Origin of the sequence: Colwellia sp. 75C3 (genome assembly GCF_002836255.1) — a bacterium.
GTDB lineage: Bacteria > Pseudomonadota > Gammaproteobacteria > Enterobacterales > Alteromonadaceae > Colwellia.
This window is the reverse complement of record NZ_PJAU01000055.1, coordinates 224,849-242,378: the sequence shown is the minus strand read 5'-3', so window position 1 is coordinate 242,378 and position 17,530 is coordinate 224,849. Positions and strand designations below refer to the sequence as shown.

At 38.0% G+C, this 17,530-nt stretch carries 12 protein-coding genes and 1 riboswitch; of the genes, 5 read left to right on the top strand and 7 right to left on the bottom strand.

Translation table 11 applies throughout. The annotated features are described in order from the left end of the window. Positions 1-59 precede the first annotated feature (59 nt). Positions 60-3,047, bottom strand: coding sequence for a UvrD-helicase domain-containing protein (locus CXF85_RS15130; RefSeq protein WP_101229479.1), 2,988 nt, complete (start codon positions 3,045-3,047; stop codon positions 60-62). 336 nt (positions 3,048-3,383) lie between these two features. Between CXF85_RS15130 and sbcB the strand changes: the two genes are divergently transcribed. Next, positions 3,384-4,829, top strand: a complete 1,446-nt coding sequence (gene sbcB / locus CXF85_RS15125) for an exodeoxyribonuclease I (RefSeq protein WP_101229478.1) — start codon at positions 3,384-3,386, stop codon at positions 4,827-4,829. Positions 4,830-4,937: 108 nt separating this feature from the next. On the opposite strand, the gene CXF85_RS15120 is transcribed toward sbcB, so the two are convergent. From CXF85_RS15120 to CXF85_RS15110, 3 genes are all read right to left on the bottom strand, one after another. After that, positions 4,938-6,299, bottom strand: coding sequence for a sigma-54-dependent transcriptional regulator (locus CXF85_RS15120; protein WP_101229477.1), 1,362 nt, complete (start codon positions 6,297-6,299; stop codon positions 4,938-4,940). An 8-nt stretch (positions 6,300-6,307) separates the two neighbouring features. After that, entirely contained in the window at positions 6,308-8,149 is a 1,842-nt protein-coding gene (locus CXF85_RS15115) for a sensor histidine kinase (RefSeq protein WP_101229476.1), read from the bottom strand. 293 nt (positions 8,150-8,442) lie between these two features. Further along, the gene (locus CXF85_RS15110) at positions 8,443-9,525 is read right to left on the bottom strand and encodes a porin (protein WP_101229475.1); all 1,083 of its coding nucleotides are present in this window, start codon (positions 9,523-9,525) and stop codon (positions 8,443-8,445) included. A 591-nt stretch (positions 9,526-10,116) separates the two neighbouring features. Here CXF85_RS15110 and CXF85_RS15105 point away from each other — a divergent pair. Next, entirely contained in the window at positions 10,117-11,568 is a 1,452-nt protein-coding gene (locus CXF85_RS15105; protein ID WP_101229474.1) for an SLC13 family permease, read from the top strand. Positions 11,569-11,715: 147 nt separating this feature from the next. On the opposite strand, the gene CXF85_RS15100 is transcribed toward CXF85_RS15105, so the two are convergent. Next, positions 11,716-12,585, bottom strand: a complete 870-nt coding sequence (locus CXF85_RS15100; RefSeq protein ID WP_101229514.1) for an NAD(P)-dependent oxidoreductase — start codon at positions 12,583-12,585, stop codon at positions 11,716-11,718. Positions 12,586-12,788: 203 nt separating this feature from the next. On the opposite strand from CXF85_RS15100, the gene CXF85_RS15095 reads away from it, so the two are divergent. Both CXF85_RS15095 and CXF85_RS15090 read left to right on the top strand, forming a co-directional pair. Next, positions 12,789-13,271 carry a glutathione peroxidase gene (locus tag CXF85_RS15095; protein ID WP_101229473.1) on the top strand — a complete coding sequence of 161 codons (483 nt, stop codon included), beginning with the start codon at positions 12,789-12,791 and terminating at the stop codon, positions 13,269-13,271. 66 nt (positions 13,272-13,337) lie between these two features. Further along, entirely contained in the window at positions 13,338-13,721 is a 384-nt protein-coding gene (locus CXF85_RS15090; RefSeq protein ID WP_232771218.1) for a MarR family winged helix-turn-helix transcriptional regulator, read from the top strand. Positions 13,722-13,790: 69 nt separating this feature from the next. Here the strand turns inward: CXF85_RS15090 and lysC are convergent, their stop codons facing one another. Then, complete coding sequence (gene lysC / locus CXF85_RS15085) at positions 13,791-15,161, bottom strand: lysine-sensitive aspartokinase 3 (protein WP_101229471.1); 1,371 nt, start codon at positions 15,159-15,161, stop codon at positions 13,791-13,793. A 143-nt stretch (positions 15,162-15,304) separates the two neighbouring features. Beyond that, positions 15,305-15,526, bottom strand: a riboswitch (Lysine riboswitch). A gap of 175 nt (positions 15,527-15,701) precedes the next feature. Between lysC and CXF85_RS15080 the strand changes: the two genes are divergently transcribed. Then, on the top strand, positions 15,702-16,466 hold the full coding sequence (locus CXF85_RS15080; RefSeq protein WP_101229470.1) for an ElyC/SanA/YdcF family protein: 765 nt from the start codon (positions 15,702-15,704) through the stop codon (positions 16,464-16,466). Between the two features lie 47 nt (positions 16,467-16,513). Here the strand turns inward: CXF85_RS15080 and CXF85_RS15075 are convergent, their stop codons facing one another. Next, positions 16,514-17,272 carry a Nif3-like dinuclear metal center hexameric protein gene (locus CXF85_RS15075; RefSeq protein WP_101229469.1) on the bottom strand — a complete coding sequence of 253 codons (759 nt, stop codon included), beginning with the start codon at positions 17,270-17,272 and terminating at the stop codon, positions 16,514-16,516. Positions 17,273-17,530 lie beyond the last annotated feature (258 nt).

Here is a 17,530-nt window from a genome sequence, read left to right as displayed (position 1 = left end):
TATGAATACGATAGCTTATTTATAAAACGAATATTGAGCTGGATTGGGCAATTTATGGCTTAGTCTACTGCTTCTGGCCAGTTTACTTTTGCGTTATCTAAGGCATTCTTACAACTCATCGGCTCATTTCCTTTATAGTTTTCACATCCCCAGAATTCACCATTTTTACCTGAACGTAAAATCATGTCAGCATTACATTTTTCACACCTTGGTATTAAACTTCTGCATGAGTCATTCAAGCAAACTTTAAAATCTGGATGGCGTTTAGCTGTCATTGGGCTGTCACATTTAGCACAAGGCTTTTCTTTATGCGCACAACGAGGATAATGAGAGCAAGCATAAAAATCGCCAAACTGGCCTGTTCGTTTTTTTAGTTGTCCGGTTTCACAAACTGTACAATGTAAGTCAGTTATCAACGATTGATTTGATGTACTTTCAAATTCATGCAATTCAATGTTGTGTTCATCAATAAGTTCTTTAACAAAGCAACTGGCATCGACCATATCGGCAATAATATAAACTCTATCTTTAGCTCGAGTTAACGCTACATAGAATAATCGGCGCTCTTCTGCATAAGCAAAGGTTTCTTTTTTCGCCAGCAGTGCATCAATAAGGGCTGGTGTTTCTTTTTCAGAAGGAAAACCATGAACACCTCTCTTCAATCCAACAATAATAACAAAATCTGCTTCCTTTCCTTTTGATGTATGAAAAGAGTGAGCCTCAATAGTTAATAAAGGGTATTGGTTATTCAATCTTTTAAGGTCGGTACTGCTTGGTAAGAGAAACCAAAAACGTGCTAATAAGTAGACATTTACCGGCTTACCAACGTTAATTGAAATAGCAGCTAAAACCTCATCAATAGCCCCATTTGCCATTTCATCGATAAGTACTGTTTTTTGTGAGTTAAATTGACCGCCATCTCGTTTAATCAGAGATACAGCTGGCGCTTTAACTTGCTTCAACGATTTAATGGTTTTATTAATTTGTGCTGGATTTTTACTAATGAAATCTGTTGCGACTTTGCCAATTTGGCTATTAAATCGAAACGTTAGATCTAATACAGATTGAGTCGTTGCGCCAAAATAAGTTGAAAAGTCTGTGGTCAAAGTAAGATCAGCACCACTAAAGCGGTAAATAGCCTGCCAATCATCACCTACAGCAAAAACAGAACACTCTTTATTATTATCGCGTAACGCTTTAACTAAGCGCGCCCGAGGCTCGGATATATCTTGAAATTCATCTACCATGATATAACGCCACGGAGAATTAAACTGCCCCGATTGAACATAGGTTAACGCCTTATTAATCATATCTTCAAAATCAATTTCAGTGAGGCCTGTTAAGCGTTCTTCATAAGCGAGTAAAATAGGCTCAAGCAATGCTAGCGCTTTTTTGGTCTGTTTTGGATCTTCAGAGTGAGCAATAACCTTATCTCTTAAAGTAATTTCCAAGGCATTGTCTAAAGTACTATTAAAACAAGCCGCCTTATATAGCCCAATGAGTTGAGAAAATGTTTTTGCAAGCGCCGTTATTCTGCCACTTTCATTTATGGTGGTCAGTATTAACTCTGTAGATACTAACTTGCTAGAGATTAGTTCAGCCGGTGATAAACTTAATTGTGTTTGTCGCTCAATCAATAGCACCATTAACCTGCTTAGTAACTTACCTTCTTTATGCTGAGCATAGGTAAACTCAAGGCATTGAGTCTTAAATTGATTATGAATGCCTTGCTTGTGTTTGATACCTTCGTGGTATGTATTGTTATCAATATAAGTGGGTGTATCTCCATTTTTATCGATCTCATAATATTCAATATAAACATCTAGTTTTGGAAGGAAGAAATCAGGCTGATATTGTTTATTATCTTTTGTTTTCACATCATAGGCGTATTTAGCTTGGTATCGATATTCTATACCGTAAGTGAAAAGCCAATTGGCGATATAAAGTTCAGCAAAACTTTTGACTTGCTCACCTTTAAAGCTACGAATATCGTTATCATTAAAGTACTGATAACGCTCACCTAGGCTGTTAAAATCAAAACAACTTCGTTCAACGTAATAGTACTTGGTGAAATATTCTAGAATAAGCTCACGATATTGAGCCTGCTCATTGATGAGCTTTTTAAAATAGCTTTTAATCCAGGTAAACTTTGATTGTTCATCCTCTGCAAATATCGATAAGTTAGGTCTATTCCCTTCAACCTGGGTGATAATATTAAGCCCTAAACTATGAAAAGTTGTTGCGCTTATTTTATTAGTAGCTAGCTTATCCTTTATTCTTTCATCCATTTCATCTGCCGCTTTACGACCATAAGCGAGCAGTAATATTTCATTGCTCTTCGCCTGCTGGCTATTCAACAAATACCCTGCCCGACCAACCATAACACTGGTTTTACCTGTACCAGCGCCAGCTAGCAGCAGGTTATTATCATTATCGATAATACAGGCTCTGCGCTGACGAAGTGTTAAAGGATTAGACTCAACCTTATCAAAAAAGCCTTTATACGTTTGAAGTTGTTTATTGATATAGCTTTCACGACAACCAGCTATGCCCTGTGCTTGCCAGCTTTGGTAATACCATAGCGATTGTAGCCTTTCTGCAATAGTTACTCTGGCTTTGCCAGCTTTATTTAACTTGCTTGAGTTAAACCAAGGAAACCACCGGTTACACTCCTGATCTACTGCTGATTGAATAGATTCAATTGTTGATTGGCGTAAATATCGATTAGTAGTGATTTTTTCTATAGTGGTTAATAACGTTTCAACACGTTTAATATTGGCATTTGCCCAAAGGTGTTCACAGTTAGTTTTTTGTAGTCGCTTTGAGCTATAGCTAAGCATGGTAAAACTATAGTTTTTCTTTGCCGTTTTAAATGAAATTATTTGTCCGAGGAAGCTCAGATTAAATACTGGTGGAACAATCAGTTCTTCCCATTGAAGCTTGATACAACGGTCTTTAACTTCAATGGTTACACCCATGTCACTAATTTCTATTGCTGTAGATATTCCAATAAACCGACCGAAAACACTTGAAGAGATATATTTCATTTACAATGACAAACCTAAATACAGAGAAGAAAAAAACACGAGAATGATTATTCTATCATTAGAGCTGTATTCAGGTAAAAATGAAGTGACAACTTAATGTAAAATAACTAATAAGTATTACTTCTGTAACTTTACTGGCCGGATAACAAGCAATTTGAATTCTTTGTTGCTTCCCTTCCCAACGAGAGCGATAATTGAATGCAATAACGGTGTTAGTGCTAGCTTGAACCAAAAAATAATTTCTATCAATAAGTTCAGGATTTTCTCGATTATCACGTACTGATAAACAATGTCATCAACACTGAAAAACAACTAAAAGCTAAAGAGTGAATATTAATGAACGATACAGGACAGCCCACGATTCTTTGGCACGATTATGAAACCTGGGGCATAAACCCTAAGTTTGATAAGCCTTCTCAATTTGCCGGCATTCGCACCGATCTCGATCTCAATATCATCGGCGAGCCTGAGATGTTTTTTTGCCAACCGCCCGTTGATTACTTACCTCACCCAGAAGCTTGTTTGGTAACGGGTATTACACCGCAAAAAGCGCAGCGTGAAGGCTTGTCTGAAGCTGAGTTTGCTACGCGAATTCATGCGCTTTTTTCTACCCCTAATACTTGTGTTGCGGGTTATAACAATATTCGCTTTGATGATGAAGTGACTCGCTATCTACTTTATCGTAATTTCTACGACCCTTATGCACGAGAGTGGCAAAATGGTAATAGCCGTTGGGATATTATTGATATGGTGCGCGCTACTTATGCGTTGCGCCCTGAAGGCATTAACTGGCCCACAGTCGATCGCGATGGTGAAGAAGTTGTTAGTTTCCGCTTAGAGTTATTGACGGCAGCTAATGGTATTGCTCATGAAGCAGCACATGATGCGATGAGTGATGTTTATGCCACGATAGCCATGGCAAAATTGATTAAAGAAAAACAACCTAAACTGTACGATTTTATATTTAATTTAAAGAATAAAAACCAAGTTAAAGATCTAATCAATACTGCTGATATGACACCCATTGTGCATACCTCAAGTAAGGTATCGTCGGCTCACGGTTGTACCAGTTGGTTTGCACCTGTAAGTTACCATCCGGTTAATAAAAACGCGGTGATCTGTGTCGATTTAGCACGTGATATTTCGCCTTTATTAGACCTTAGTGCTGAAGATATTAAAGCGCGTTTATATACTCGTTATGACGATTTAGCGCCAGATGAGTTGCCAATCCCGGTAAAGCTTATTCATGTAAATAAATGTCCGGTTATAGCGCCAGCAAAAACATTATTGCCTGAAAACGCAGCACGCTTAGCAATACCGCGCGATGTTTGCTTAGAAAACCTAAGTTTACTAAAAAAACATGCTGAGCTAAGAGATAAGTTAAGTGATGTGTTTGCTACTTCGGATTTTGATAATGATGACGTTGATGCTGAGCAAGCCTTGTATGGCGGAAACTTCTTTAGTCATAGCGATAAAGCGCAAATGGATATTTTGCATGGTTTATCACCCGAGCAACTTGCTAATCATCCCTTTCAATTTCAAGATGAACGTTTAAGCGTATTGCTATTTCGCTATAGAGCAAGAAATTACCCACATACGTTATCAACAAAAGAGCAGGAAAAATGGCAATCACATTGCCAAAACAAGCTTCAATATGGCGGTAAAGGTATTTTATCTATTGATGAATTTATGATGAAAATTGAAAACCTTGCACATGAACATGAGACTGATAAAGCAAAGATGTCGGTATTAAAAGCTTTGTATGAATTTCTGCAAGGATAATCAACTTAAACGGTAACTGTTGATTAATTACTGGCTAAAGGCTATTTGATTATTCTGCTATTAACTGAGCAGAATAATCAAATACTAACCAGACCTATTCACGAAAGGTTATTGATAAGTTTTACGCTCTAATTCATATTTTTTCATTTTATCATAAAGTGTTTTTCTTGCTAAATTAAGCTCTTCCATAGTGTCTTTAATGCAGCCTTCATTATTAGCCAGTGCTTCCTCGATCAGAAATTTTTCAAAAAATTCAACCCGCTGAATAAGCCCCATACTACTGTGCATTGAATTGACGTTAGCATTTGTTTTAAGATTAAACGCTGCCGCCTCTCCTAATAAAATGTAACGCTCAGCCAAATTACGTAATTCTCTTACATTGCCAGGCCATTCATAACTTAATAACTGTGCTTTATGCTCTTGTGTTAACGGTATCAATTCCTTTTTATAACGAGCAGAAGCGATACGCGCAAAATGTAGAAAAAGTAAGGGTACATCTACAATACGTTCTCTCAAGGGAGGAATATCGACTTTAACCAAATTTAAACGATAATACAGATCTTCACGGAACAAGCCCTGAGCACATAACTCTAATAAATCGACCTTAGTTGCGGCAATCACCCTAACATCAAGTTCTATGCCTTCATTCGCGCCTAAGCGCACCACTTTTCGCTCTTCTAACACTCTTAACAACTTAATTTGCAATGCCATTGGCGTACTCTCGATTTCATCAAGAAATAAAGTTCCACCATTGGCATATTCAAATTTGCCAATGCGTTTTTTATCAGCGCCGGTATAAGCGCCCTTCTCGGCACCAAATAATTCACTTTCAATGATATGTTCTGGAATGGCACCACAGTTCAGGGCAACAAAGTTACATTCCCGGCGAATACTATGGTCGTGTAAGTAACGTGCGACTAATTCCTTGCCTGTTCCTGTTTCGCCATCAATCATAATATCTGCCGGTGCATCCATCACTTGATGCAATATATTTCGCATTTGTACAATGTTGGGAGAATTGCCTAAGATTCGAGGGCCAGGTGAACAATGCGTTTCTATTTCTTGTTTTAACTGTCGGTTTTCAAGTACTAAAGCACGTTTATCTAGTGCCCTTTTTACGGTATCAACCAGATCATCATTATTAAATGGCTTTTCAATAAAATCATAGGCGCCATTGCGTATCGCCTGAACTGCCATCGATATATCACCAAAACCAGTCAGTAAGATGGTTGGGATATCTGCGTCAATAATTTTGATACTTTTCATCAACTGATGGCCATCAACTTTAGGCATATTAATATCACTAATGACAACGCCCGGCCAAGTATCACTTAGCTGGTTAAGTAATTGATGAGCCTGTGAAAATGTCCGAACTTCAAAACCTTGTAGCTCAAAAGTTTGTTCAATGGCGGTTCGTATATGCTCTTCATCATCAATAACAAAGACCACGCCTAATTGTTTAGTTTCCATAATGTTCCTTACTCAACCTGCGTTATAGGTAAGCTAATGGTAAAAATAGCACCGCCATCGGGGTGATTACTTACGTTAAGTTGACCTTGCATAGACTCAATAATACGGTGCGAAATAGATAAACCTAAACCCAAGCCAAAATTATCTTTGGTAGTGAAAAATGCTTCGAACACTCGGTCAATATTATCGGCTAAAATACCGGGCCCATTATCTCGTATTTCAATAATAACCTGCGTTTTTTCGTCTATAACCGCAATCGTTATTTGTTTATCTGCTTGCTCACTCAGTGCTTGTATCGCATTACTTAATAAATTAACCAGTACTTGTTCAAAGCGAATGGCATCGCCAAAAACATACAAAGGTATTAAGCAAGGTTTGCTGATTAACGTCACGCTGGCCGCTTTCGCTTGGTGTTTTACAATACTCATTGCCGCCATAAGACTGGTGTGCACATTAACTGCTGTTGCAATTCCGGTACTTTTTCTAGAAAAACTATTAAACTGACTAACAATATCGCTCAGCCTATCGACTAAGCCAATAATGAGTGTCAGGTTGTTTTTCACCTTATCTGTCATATTACGTGCTTGATAGGCAAGCGCATTTTCTGAGTAACTTCGTAAAGCCGTCAAAGGTTGATTAATTTCATGGTTAATACCCGCTGACATACTACCAATTACCGCTAACTTTTCTGATTGAATCAATTCTTCCTGCATTTTATTCATTTGAGTTTGCGCTTGTTGGCGCTGCGCTATTTCTTCAACCAATTTGTCATTGCTGGCACTTAAGTCTACTGTGCGCTCTTTAACTTTTCTTTCTAACAACTGTTGAGACTGCTTAAGTCTTAGGGCATTTTTAAGTCGTTCATTGGTAAATAACAATAAAAAAACAATCAAAAAGTAACCACTGGCACTTAGTATAATTAAAAAGTTCTGTTGCTTTTGCATGGGAGTAACAGAGCGCCATAGATGAACTTGCCAATTAGCCGTTTTCATCAACTGTTGCATGGCCAGTACTTGCTCGGTTTTATTATCGCTAGTCACTTCGAGTAATTTACTACTGAGATTTTTGGGCAGGTAGTAATTTGAAATGTCAGTCACTTTGAGCGAAGATATTTTTTTATCGGTATAACGTTTAGCGGTTATTATTTCGTTATATTTGTCTTTAGAGATATTACCAATGGTTTTTAATCGCCATTCGGGCCGATCTGAGATGAAAACAACATCATCGGGTGCGACAATGAGGAAGTTAAAACTATCGGTTAATACTGTCTTTTTATATTGCTCTTCAATATCTGTAATACTGAGTTTTAATGCGATAACGCCAATAATCTTCTTATCGAACATCACCGGATAAGCATAATAAAAACCTCGCTTGCCGCTGCTTAACCCTACGGCGTAATAATGCGAAAGTTTACCTTTTAAAGCGTCTTGAAAATAAGGTCTAAAGGTAAAGTCCATGCCGACAAATGAGGTAGCTAGTTGCCAGTTGCTTGCCGCAATAGTGATACCATTTTTATCAATAAGGTATATATCTGACGCTTGAGTCATCGTGCGCACATCTGCCAACAGCTCATTTAGCCTAGTCACTTTGTTATGCTCATTGGGTGACATTAATACTTGTGTCAGTAAGGGGTGTTTTGATAAGACTTTGGGAATTTTATCAAAACGAGCAAGAATATTTTCTATATAGCCAACTAAATTAGATAACTGCTGGCTCGATTGTTGATGCATTTGCTGATAGGCATTATTCATACCTATCAGCTGGGTAAGTTCAATAGTCAGCAATAAGCCAACAACCACCAAGATGGACACTATATAGTTTTTACGCTTTGATTTACCTTGATTGACCAAAAGAATTCACCTTGTGAATAATACCAATGTCATTAAATTATTTTACTGCCCATGAGACGATCACAAACTTAATGGGATTGGCATAAACCAACTATTGCTTACCTATTTTTCAAGTTAACACGTTGTTTACTGTAGTTCATTAGCTATTTAGTCTGATAAAAAACACTTTGTTCCATATCAAATTCTACACCCGCTTACGCCAAATTAGCTCATGCCTTTGCATGTCCGTAAACAATCAAGAAGCATATTCATAAGAGTATACCTCTTCAGTGTTTATGGTACCTATGGGTATGTTAGAAATCGAATCGAACACCAAGTTGCATTTCCGACATATTTTCTCCCGTTGATGGTAAACGAGTGGTGTCATTATCTAACTGCTCAAATGATGCCCACAGACGAAACTTCTTAGAGAAGTAACGGATGTACTCAACTTTCATAGAGCTTACATCACCTTTAACTTCACAAGTATTAACAGCATAACGAGCATGTATTTGGTTATTGTCTTGACGCCATTTTCCATATAAACCTGCCGTTGAACGCTCTTCATCAGCACAAGCAGTTACCCCTCCGACCTTACCTGAATCTTTTGCAGAGACTAAACGAACATTCCCCGAGGAGTTACCCTTATAGATATCAAAGTCTTTTTCTGCCAAGTGATAAAATGCTGAGACAGTGAATGCTTTGGAGATATCATACCAAGCTCTTAGCCCATATAAGTTACCGGTATTTTCGCCTTGTTGATCAGCGGCTAAAGCAACTTGGAGTTTTAAACCTTCATTATGATATTGACCCGCTAGTTGGTATTGATCAATAGAATCACCATCTTGTTGCTCTGTTTGAATGGCGGCTCCAAACTTCCAATGGTTAAAGCTTTTTTGCCATTGCAACATATCATCATCACGAATAGCACCTTGGCGCAGTGAGTCTAAAGCATCAGAAAAATACGCACTACGTACGTATTGATGCCATATAATAGTTTGCGAGCCATAAGTGACGGTACCAAAATCACCTTTTAGACCTACATATATCTGGCGCATACCCGCTTTTTCATTTTGATTAAAATTAACGCCATCATCCCCGCGTAAACCGTACTCAACTTTACCTAAACCCGTTAAACCATCTGCTAATTTAACTTCGGCATTAACACCAACTCGGCTTAAATAATCTCGACCATTTGCCGCGTCATCGGAAGTACCACTATCAACATAGTCAGCCCCCAAACGCAATGAGCCATAAAAAGAGCTATCTACTGCTTCAGTCGCATTGGCACTTGTGCAACTGATTAACAATGCCGTGAATAAAAGTGATTTACCTGCATGGCCTTTTTTATTTGTTCTATCTGCTTTACCTGACGTGGTTACTTGAATATGTTTCATGTTGTTCCCCTTTATCTTAAGAAGTTTTTATATTGGTATTGGAGTCAATCGCCTTAAGGCTTACGTTGACTCCTTGTTATCGCAATGTTCACGCCAATTAAACAAAATGATAAAAATCAAAATATAAATAACGCTAACAAACACTTATAAAAACACAGGGATTTTCACTTGTTAATTATTGGGGGGATATCCCCCTAAATACTTATTAGGGTATATAGAAATCCCCCCACATTAAGCTCACCATTAACTAATCATGCGACTACGCATTAGGTAATTATTCGCAAAGATCATCCAGAGCTTTCTACACACCTTCTATTAGCTAAATACCATGAGTAAAACTTAGCAATTAAGCCGATGCTTTTTTTAAATCACCTTAAAACCTACTGCGTGCAATTTATTTGGGCGGTTTACCGCTCATCAGAGTTTATTTATGGGTGGATATCAATACTTTTAGGTGTAATAAAAAACATCTACAAACAACAAAAGCCATATATAACAATCAGATAAAAACATGGCAGTATCTTTGCACTTCATCGTGTAGAACTATTATAAAAAAACAATATCGTTATAAAAAACATAGTGAGGAAATTTATGAGTGACATTCAAAACAAGGCAACGCCAATGCGTATGCTTATATTAGGTCCAGCATTAATGCTGATAACCTTATTAGTTCCATCTCCCTTTGAAGGCATGTCGCCAGCAGCATGGCATACCTTAGGTTTGGCATTGTGGATGGCAACATGGTGGATATCTGAAGCAACACCGGTTTCGGTAACTGCATTTATCCCTTTAATCGTGGCGCCTATTGTTGGCATAGCTCCCATTAAAGTAACAACCGCATCCTATGCCCATCCGCTAATATTTTTATTTCTCGGTGGCTTTTTCATTTCAATAGCGATGGAGCGCTGGAACTTACATAAACGTATCGCTTTAAAAGCGATGTCTTTAGTGAGTACTAAGCCAAGCCATCAAATTGGTGGCTTAATGTTGGTGACCGCCTTTTTATCAATGTGGATGTCTAATACGGCAACCGCAGTAATGATGTTACCTATTGCTTTATCGATTATTGAAATGGTTAGACAAAAACAAAATTCAGATAACAAAGATAACTTTTCAAAACCCATGTTACTAGCCATCGCTTTTTCAGCGAGTATTGGCGGTTTAGCAACTTTAATTGGAACGCCACCCAATGCGCTGATGGCTGCCTACTTATCAGATAGCTATGGTATTGAAATAGGCTTTGCTCAATGGATGATTGTTGGTGTGCCACTATCTGCAGTACTCTTAGTCATGTGCTGGGTCATTTTGACTCGTGTTTGTTATCAAGTAAATGAAGGGGAGCAAGTTGATACCACTAGTATGTTTAAAACTAAGTTACAAGAATTAGGGGATATGACAAAAGGTGAAAAGTTAGTACTGTTTTTCTTTGCCCTAGCAGCTTTAGGTTGGATATTTAGACCTCTACTCGCGAAACTGACTGGGCTTGCCATATCTGATACCGGTATTGCTATGTTTGTCGCACTAATGTTATTCATTGTGCCCGTTGATAGTAAAAAAGATATCCGTATTTTATCGTGGGATGACACCAAGAATTTACCTTGGGGAGTATTATTACTTTTTGGTGGTGGTCTAGCATTAGCAGGCTTGATCAAAAAATCAGGTTTAGCGGCTTATATCGCGACTCAACTTGAAGCAACCTCAACGTTCCCTGTTATTGGTGCCATCTTAATCGTCACAATCACCATATTATTTTTAACAGAGGTAACTAGTAATACGGCCACTGCAGCAAGCTTTTTACCTTTACTCGGACCCATTGCAGTAACACTCACTGATGGACCTCTGATGCTAGTAATTCCAGCAGCATTAGCAGCTAGCTGCGCATTTATGATGCCCGTAGCAACACCGCCAAATGCCATTGTATTTAGTTCGGGCAAGTTACGTATTGCCGATATGGCAAGAGCTGGGTTTTGGTTAAATATAGCTGCTATTGGCTTGATAGTAATATTAATGTTAACAACAGTACCAATGGTATTTAACCTCTAAAGTATAATGTGATACTGCATTACGAAGAAACGCCAGACTAGTAGTCTGGCGTTTTTCAAATACGAGCCTGAAGTAAGTAGATATAACTTCAAATCTCCTCAAACTAAAGTTACGTTCGAGCTAGATAAGTTTAAATAATCTTATTAATTACTTTTTAAAGCGTGAGATCAAACTAGACGTATCCCAACGATTTCCGCCATTATCTTGAATTTCTTGATAATAACCATCAAGTTGTTTAGTTACCGTTAAATCAGCACCTAATTTTTCAGCCTCTTTAAAAGCGATAGCCAGATCTTTTCTTACCCAGTCAACGGCAAAACCAAAATCAAACTCGCCCGCGCACATCGTTTTGCCACGATTATCCATTTGCCAAGAGCCTGCCGCGCCTTTACCAATAGTATCAAGTAACTTATCAGTGTCTAATCCTGCTTTTTTGGCAAAGTTCAACCCTTCGGCTAAGCCTTGTACGGTATTAACAAAACAAATTTGATTGACCATCTTAGCTAATTGACCTGAGCCTACTGGGCCCATTATTTGGCTAAAACGAGCGAATGCAGCCATAACAGGCTCAGCCTTTGCAAAGACTGCCTCTTCACCACCAACCATCACTGTTAGCACACCGTTTTCTGCACCAGCTTGGCCACCTGAAACGGGTGCATCTAAAAAGTGTTGTCCATTTTTATTTGCAATTGCAGCAAGCTCAATGGCAAGCTCTGCTGATGCCGTTGTATGATCTACAAAGATACTGCCTTTAGCAAGACCTGCGAAAATCCCGTCTTCGCCTAACGCAATCTGCCTTACGTCATCATCATTACCTACACAAGCAAAGACGATGTCACAACCTTTTGATGCTAGCGCTGGCGTTGCCGCAATATCACCCTCAAATTCTTTCTGCCAAGCTAAGGCTTTATCATTATTACGGTTATATACACATACTTGATGACCGGCATTTTTCAAATGCCCTGCCATTGGGTAACCCATAACGCCAAGACCAATAAATGCTACTTTCATATATATACCTTTCACTCATTAATTTGTTAATTTATTCAACCAAGTCAGTTTACTTCAGTTTTTTATTTTGCTCTAGCAACTTTGCAATTGATCAATTTTCATTTACAATAAACTCATTAAGATTGCGCGCAACTTTATTTAGTGCAATTCACATTGGATTATTTAGCCATTAAAACAGGCTTTCTATTTAACTTTAAGGGATAACCTAGATGAGTAATATTTATCAATTTTCAGTACAGAACAATCAACAAGAAACTGTTGAGTTAACACAGTTTACCGATAAAGTTGTACTTATTGTTAATACCGCCAGTAACTGTGGTTTTACTCCTCAATATCAAGGATTACAATCGCTACATGATTCATTTCAAGCTAAAGGTTTTGAAGTTTTGGCTTTTCCTTGTAATCAATTTAAACAACAAGAAGCGGGCAGTAATGAAGAGATCCAGCAATTTTGTGATTTACGCTTCAATATAAAATTCCCACTGTTTAATAAAATTGACGTCAATGGCGATAACGCAGAGCCACTGTTTAACTATTTAAAAAATGAAGCCCCTGGCATTCTTGGCTCTAAATCAATTAAATGGAATTTCACTAAGTTTTTAGTTAATCGCCAAGGCGAAGTGGTAAAACGTTATGCTCCAACAACTAAACCTGAAGCAATAACCGCTGATATTGAAAAGTTGTTGAAATAGCTGATGAGTAATAATTTACTACTAGAAAAACAGCTATGTTTTCGAATTTATAGTTTAAATAAATTAATGTGCAGACTCTATGCGCCCATTTTAAAAGACTTGGCACTGACCTACCCTCAATATTTAGCGATGCTAGTTTTATGGCAACACAAAGAAGGTATTTCGGTTAAAGCGTTAGGTAGTCAGCTGGATTTAGATTCAGGCACACTGTCACCCTTATTAAAACGCATGGAAACTCAAGCCTTACTTAGCAGAATCCGTCAGTCTAAAGATGAGCGCGTGGTTATCATTAAATTAACGGCAAAGGGTATAGCGCTACAACAAGACGCTGAACATATCCCTGAAAAAATGTTTGGGGTGACTGGATTAACACCAGAAAAGTTAAAGAGTTTGACCCTAGATTTGGATCAGTTAATTGATAAGATGAGTAATCAAAGAGTGGATAGGTAAACACTATTTTAAAGAGCAATATTTAAGTACTGCTCTTTAAAATATCTAAATCTTATGAGAAGTTACATTTTAAGAAAACAAGGTATTATGTAATTTCTCTACCACAAAATTGGCATCTCGTTCATCAACTAAAAAGCATAAGTTATTGGCGCTAGCACCGTGACAAATCATGCGGATATTAATATCATTTATCGTTTCAAAAATGCTTTGACCAATACCTTTAGCGCCCGTTAAACCATTGCCAATAACGGCAACTAACGACAAACCATTCTCAACACTCACCTCACACAGTTGCTCTAATTCAGCAACAACCGTATTAGTAATTAATGATTGCGTTGAGCCACTTGGGTTATCAAAGGTTAACGCGACACTAATTTCGCTGGTGGTGATCAAATCAACACTTAATTCATGTTTAGCTAACACACCAAATACTTTCGCTAAAAAGCCACTAGCATGGAGCATAGCGGGACTTTTTACCGTCACTAACGTTTGCTCTCGTCTTAAAGCAATTGAACGATACGTTGGGTTAGACTCAACTTCTTTTTTGATTTGTGTACCGCCCTTTTCTGGCTCTTTACTTGAACCAACAAAAACCGGAATATTACGTCGCATTGCTGGGATAAGCGTCGCTGGGTGTAATATTTTAGCGCCAAAGGTAGCCATTTCAGCCGCTTCACCAAAACTAATTTCTTTTATCGCGCGTGCTTGATCAGTAATACGTGGATCGGTGGTAAAGATACCGACAACATCAGTCCAAATGGATAAATTCGTGCCATTTAACGCTTCAGCAAGTAACGCTGCTGAATAATCTGAGCCACCTCGGCCTAGCGTCGTTGTATGACCGTGACTGTCTTGGCCAATAAACCCTTGAGTAACAATTACTTTATCCACGAGTTTAGGTGCGAGAAGTAGTGTACATTGCTTACTTAGCTCATTGATATCGACTACCGCTTTACCATGTAAGCTATTAGTTTTCATCACTTGCTGTACATTGAAATATCCACCAGCAACATCAATAGATTGTAAAACTTGTGCAAAAATACGTGAGCTAAATTGCTCACCAAAGGCAAGAATCGCGTCAGTGGTTTTGGTCGAGTATTGTAGTGATTGTGTTAAAGCATGTTGCGTTAACTCATCAAGTAAGCTGTTTATTTCTTGATTAAGCGCGGCTTCAACTTCACTAGATAAATGCTGAGTAATATTGACTTGAATCACACGGATATTTTCAACAATATCCTTTTGTTCATTAACGGGAATATTTTTCTGACTTAAACGCACTAAATAATTTGTCACACCAGCACTGGCTGAAACAACAATTAATCGGTTGCTCGTATCATTTTTGATAATATGTGCGCATCGTAACATTGCTTGGAAATCAGCAACACTGGTGCCGCCAAACTTAGCTACGGTTAATGAAGATGTTGATTGTACTGAATTCATAAATTTCTCCCATAAAAACACTAATCATTTACTGGTGTATTAACCGAGTAAACAACTATTGGAAGAGCATGACTGAGTAGTTAACGAATGGTGTATTTTGTTGTTTAGGGAAATAGAGTAAACAGCAAATAAACGAAACTTTTTCAGCCAGAAGCTCTCCACCTATTATTTGATGCTTAATGATACTTAATTAGTTAGGCATCATTAAACAAATACGTCAGGTGACAGCCATAAGGATTCAACCTTAGTGACCGAATACTTAAGTCCACTCTTAAATACTCTCGGCGATAACTTCCCTCAAAAACGGTCCTTGGAAATGTGGTTCCTCGCGTTTTCTACCTAAGTTTCGCACCTCTTCTGGTGCATTGTGGTTTAGAGTATTCACCCTAAACCACAATGCGAAATCATTAGACCCGATTTTGCACAATATTGCAACAGACTTTTATATGACACTTTAAAACATTGTTTGAACAAGCACTTTATCAAAATAATTGTTATAGTTAATAATTATCAATGTTCTAGGTAACTTAGTTAAATCATATGGATTTATTTCTTCTTAAAAAAATCATAACCGTCTTGATCATGCCTATTAATATAGTGCTGTTATTACTTATTTTTTCGCTCATAGTTCATCGGAAAAAACCAAAACAGAGTATTAAGAGTATATCGGCAGCGTTAGTTATCCTCTTTATCAGCGCCTTTCCGCCTTTTTCAGATACGGTGATGACTGCTATTGAGAATGATTACCCTCCCTATGTTAGAAGTAATGTGCCAATTGATTATATTGTCGTACTAGGTTGCGGTCATAATACCAATGCTGAATTACCGGTAACTAGCCAGTTGAAAACTTGTTCATTACAAAGAATGGTTGAGGCGTTACGTATTTATCAAATACACCCGGAAGCAAGAATAATCACTTCAGGTTATGGTGGGCATAATTCGGTCTCAAATGCTGATACCGTAAAGCAGTCACTGGTACTTTTAGGTGTTCCAGCGCAAAAGATTATTACCGAAAATTTCCCCAAAGATACTGAAGAAGAAGCAGAGCTAATTGCGCCGAGAGTTCAAGGCACTCAGGTGATACTGGTAACGAATGCTGACCATATGCCTCGCTCTATGAATTACTTTCAGGAAGAAGGAATATACCCTATTGCAGCACCCACAGGTTACTGGGTAAGAAATTCAGAGGGCAGTAAGAGTTGGCCTTACTATATGCCCAGCAGTAAGAAGTTAGAGCAAAGCACTATTGCCTGGTATGAGAGTTTAGGCATGATAGTGCAATGGTTTAAATCACTGCTTAATTAAAGTCATAGTAAATTTATAATAAAGAGTGTACAGGCTCTAAATGAGCCTTAAACCGGATTATCAATATCAACAAATACTACTTCAATTCCATGCTTTTCAGCTAAATGTTCACCTAACGCTTTCACCCCGTAACGCTCAGTTGCATGGTGACCTGCAGCAAAAAAATGAATGTCCATTTCATGGGCAATATGTGTAGTTTGCTCTGACACTTCTCCTGATAAAAAGGCATCTATGCCCTGCTCTGCCGCCAATTCAATATAACCTTGACCACCGCCAGAACACCAGGCGATAGTTTTTATTGGCTTATTACTCGGCGGAGCTATATGCAAGCATTCGCGATCGAGTGTGCTATTGATTAACTGGCTAAAATCTTCACCGCTACACGCTTGCTTAAAACTCCCTTGCATTGCCACACTTAACGGATTACCCAACTCGAGCGGTTCAACGGCTTCAATGTTAAACATCTTAGCTAATTGTGCGTTATTCCCAAGCGTTGGATGAATATCTAAAGGTAAATGATACGCAAATAAATTAATGTCATTGACCAATAACGCCTTGATGCGGTCATGCTTCATGCCACGAATAGCATAAGATTCGTTTTTCCAAAAATAGCCATGGTGTACCAGTATGGCATCGGCTTTTTCACTGATAGCACGTTCAATAAGTGCTTTAGACGCAGTAACCCCTGTGACCACTTTATTAATGTTGTCACATCCTTGCACTTGCAGCCCATTCACAGTGAAATCTTTTATTTGCTGTGGCTTTAACAGCGCAGTTAAATAGTGTTCTAGCTCATTTGTACGCATAGAGTTTGACTTCAAAATTAAATTTTAAATATCATACGACATCAACCCTTTGTTTGACACCGTTACCTATATCTCACTTCATTTTTAGTTTTGATCTAAGCCAGCCATTTATAATTACACGCAGAGCGCACAAATTATACAATATACAAACAAGCCCTTGATAATGTGTCAAAATGTTTTTGTTTCATGTGTTGAAAGTTTTTGCTATAACTTTCAAGTCTGATGTTGCTTTGAGTAACAAGTTATTGTCATTTTGTT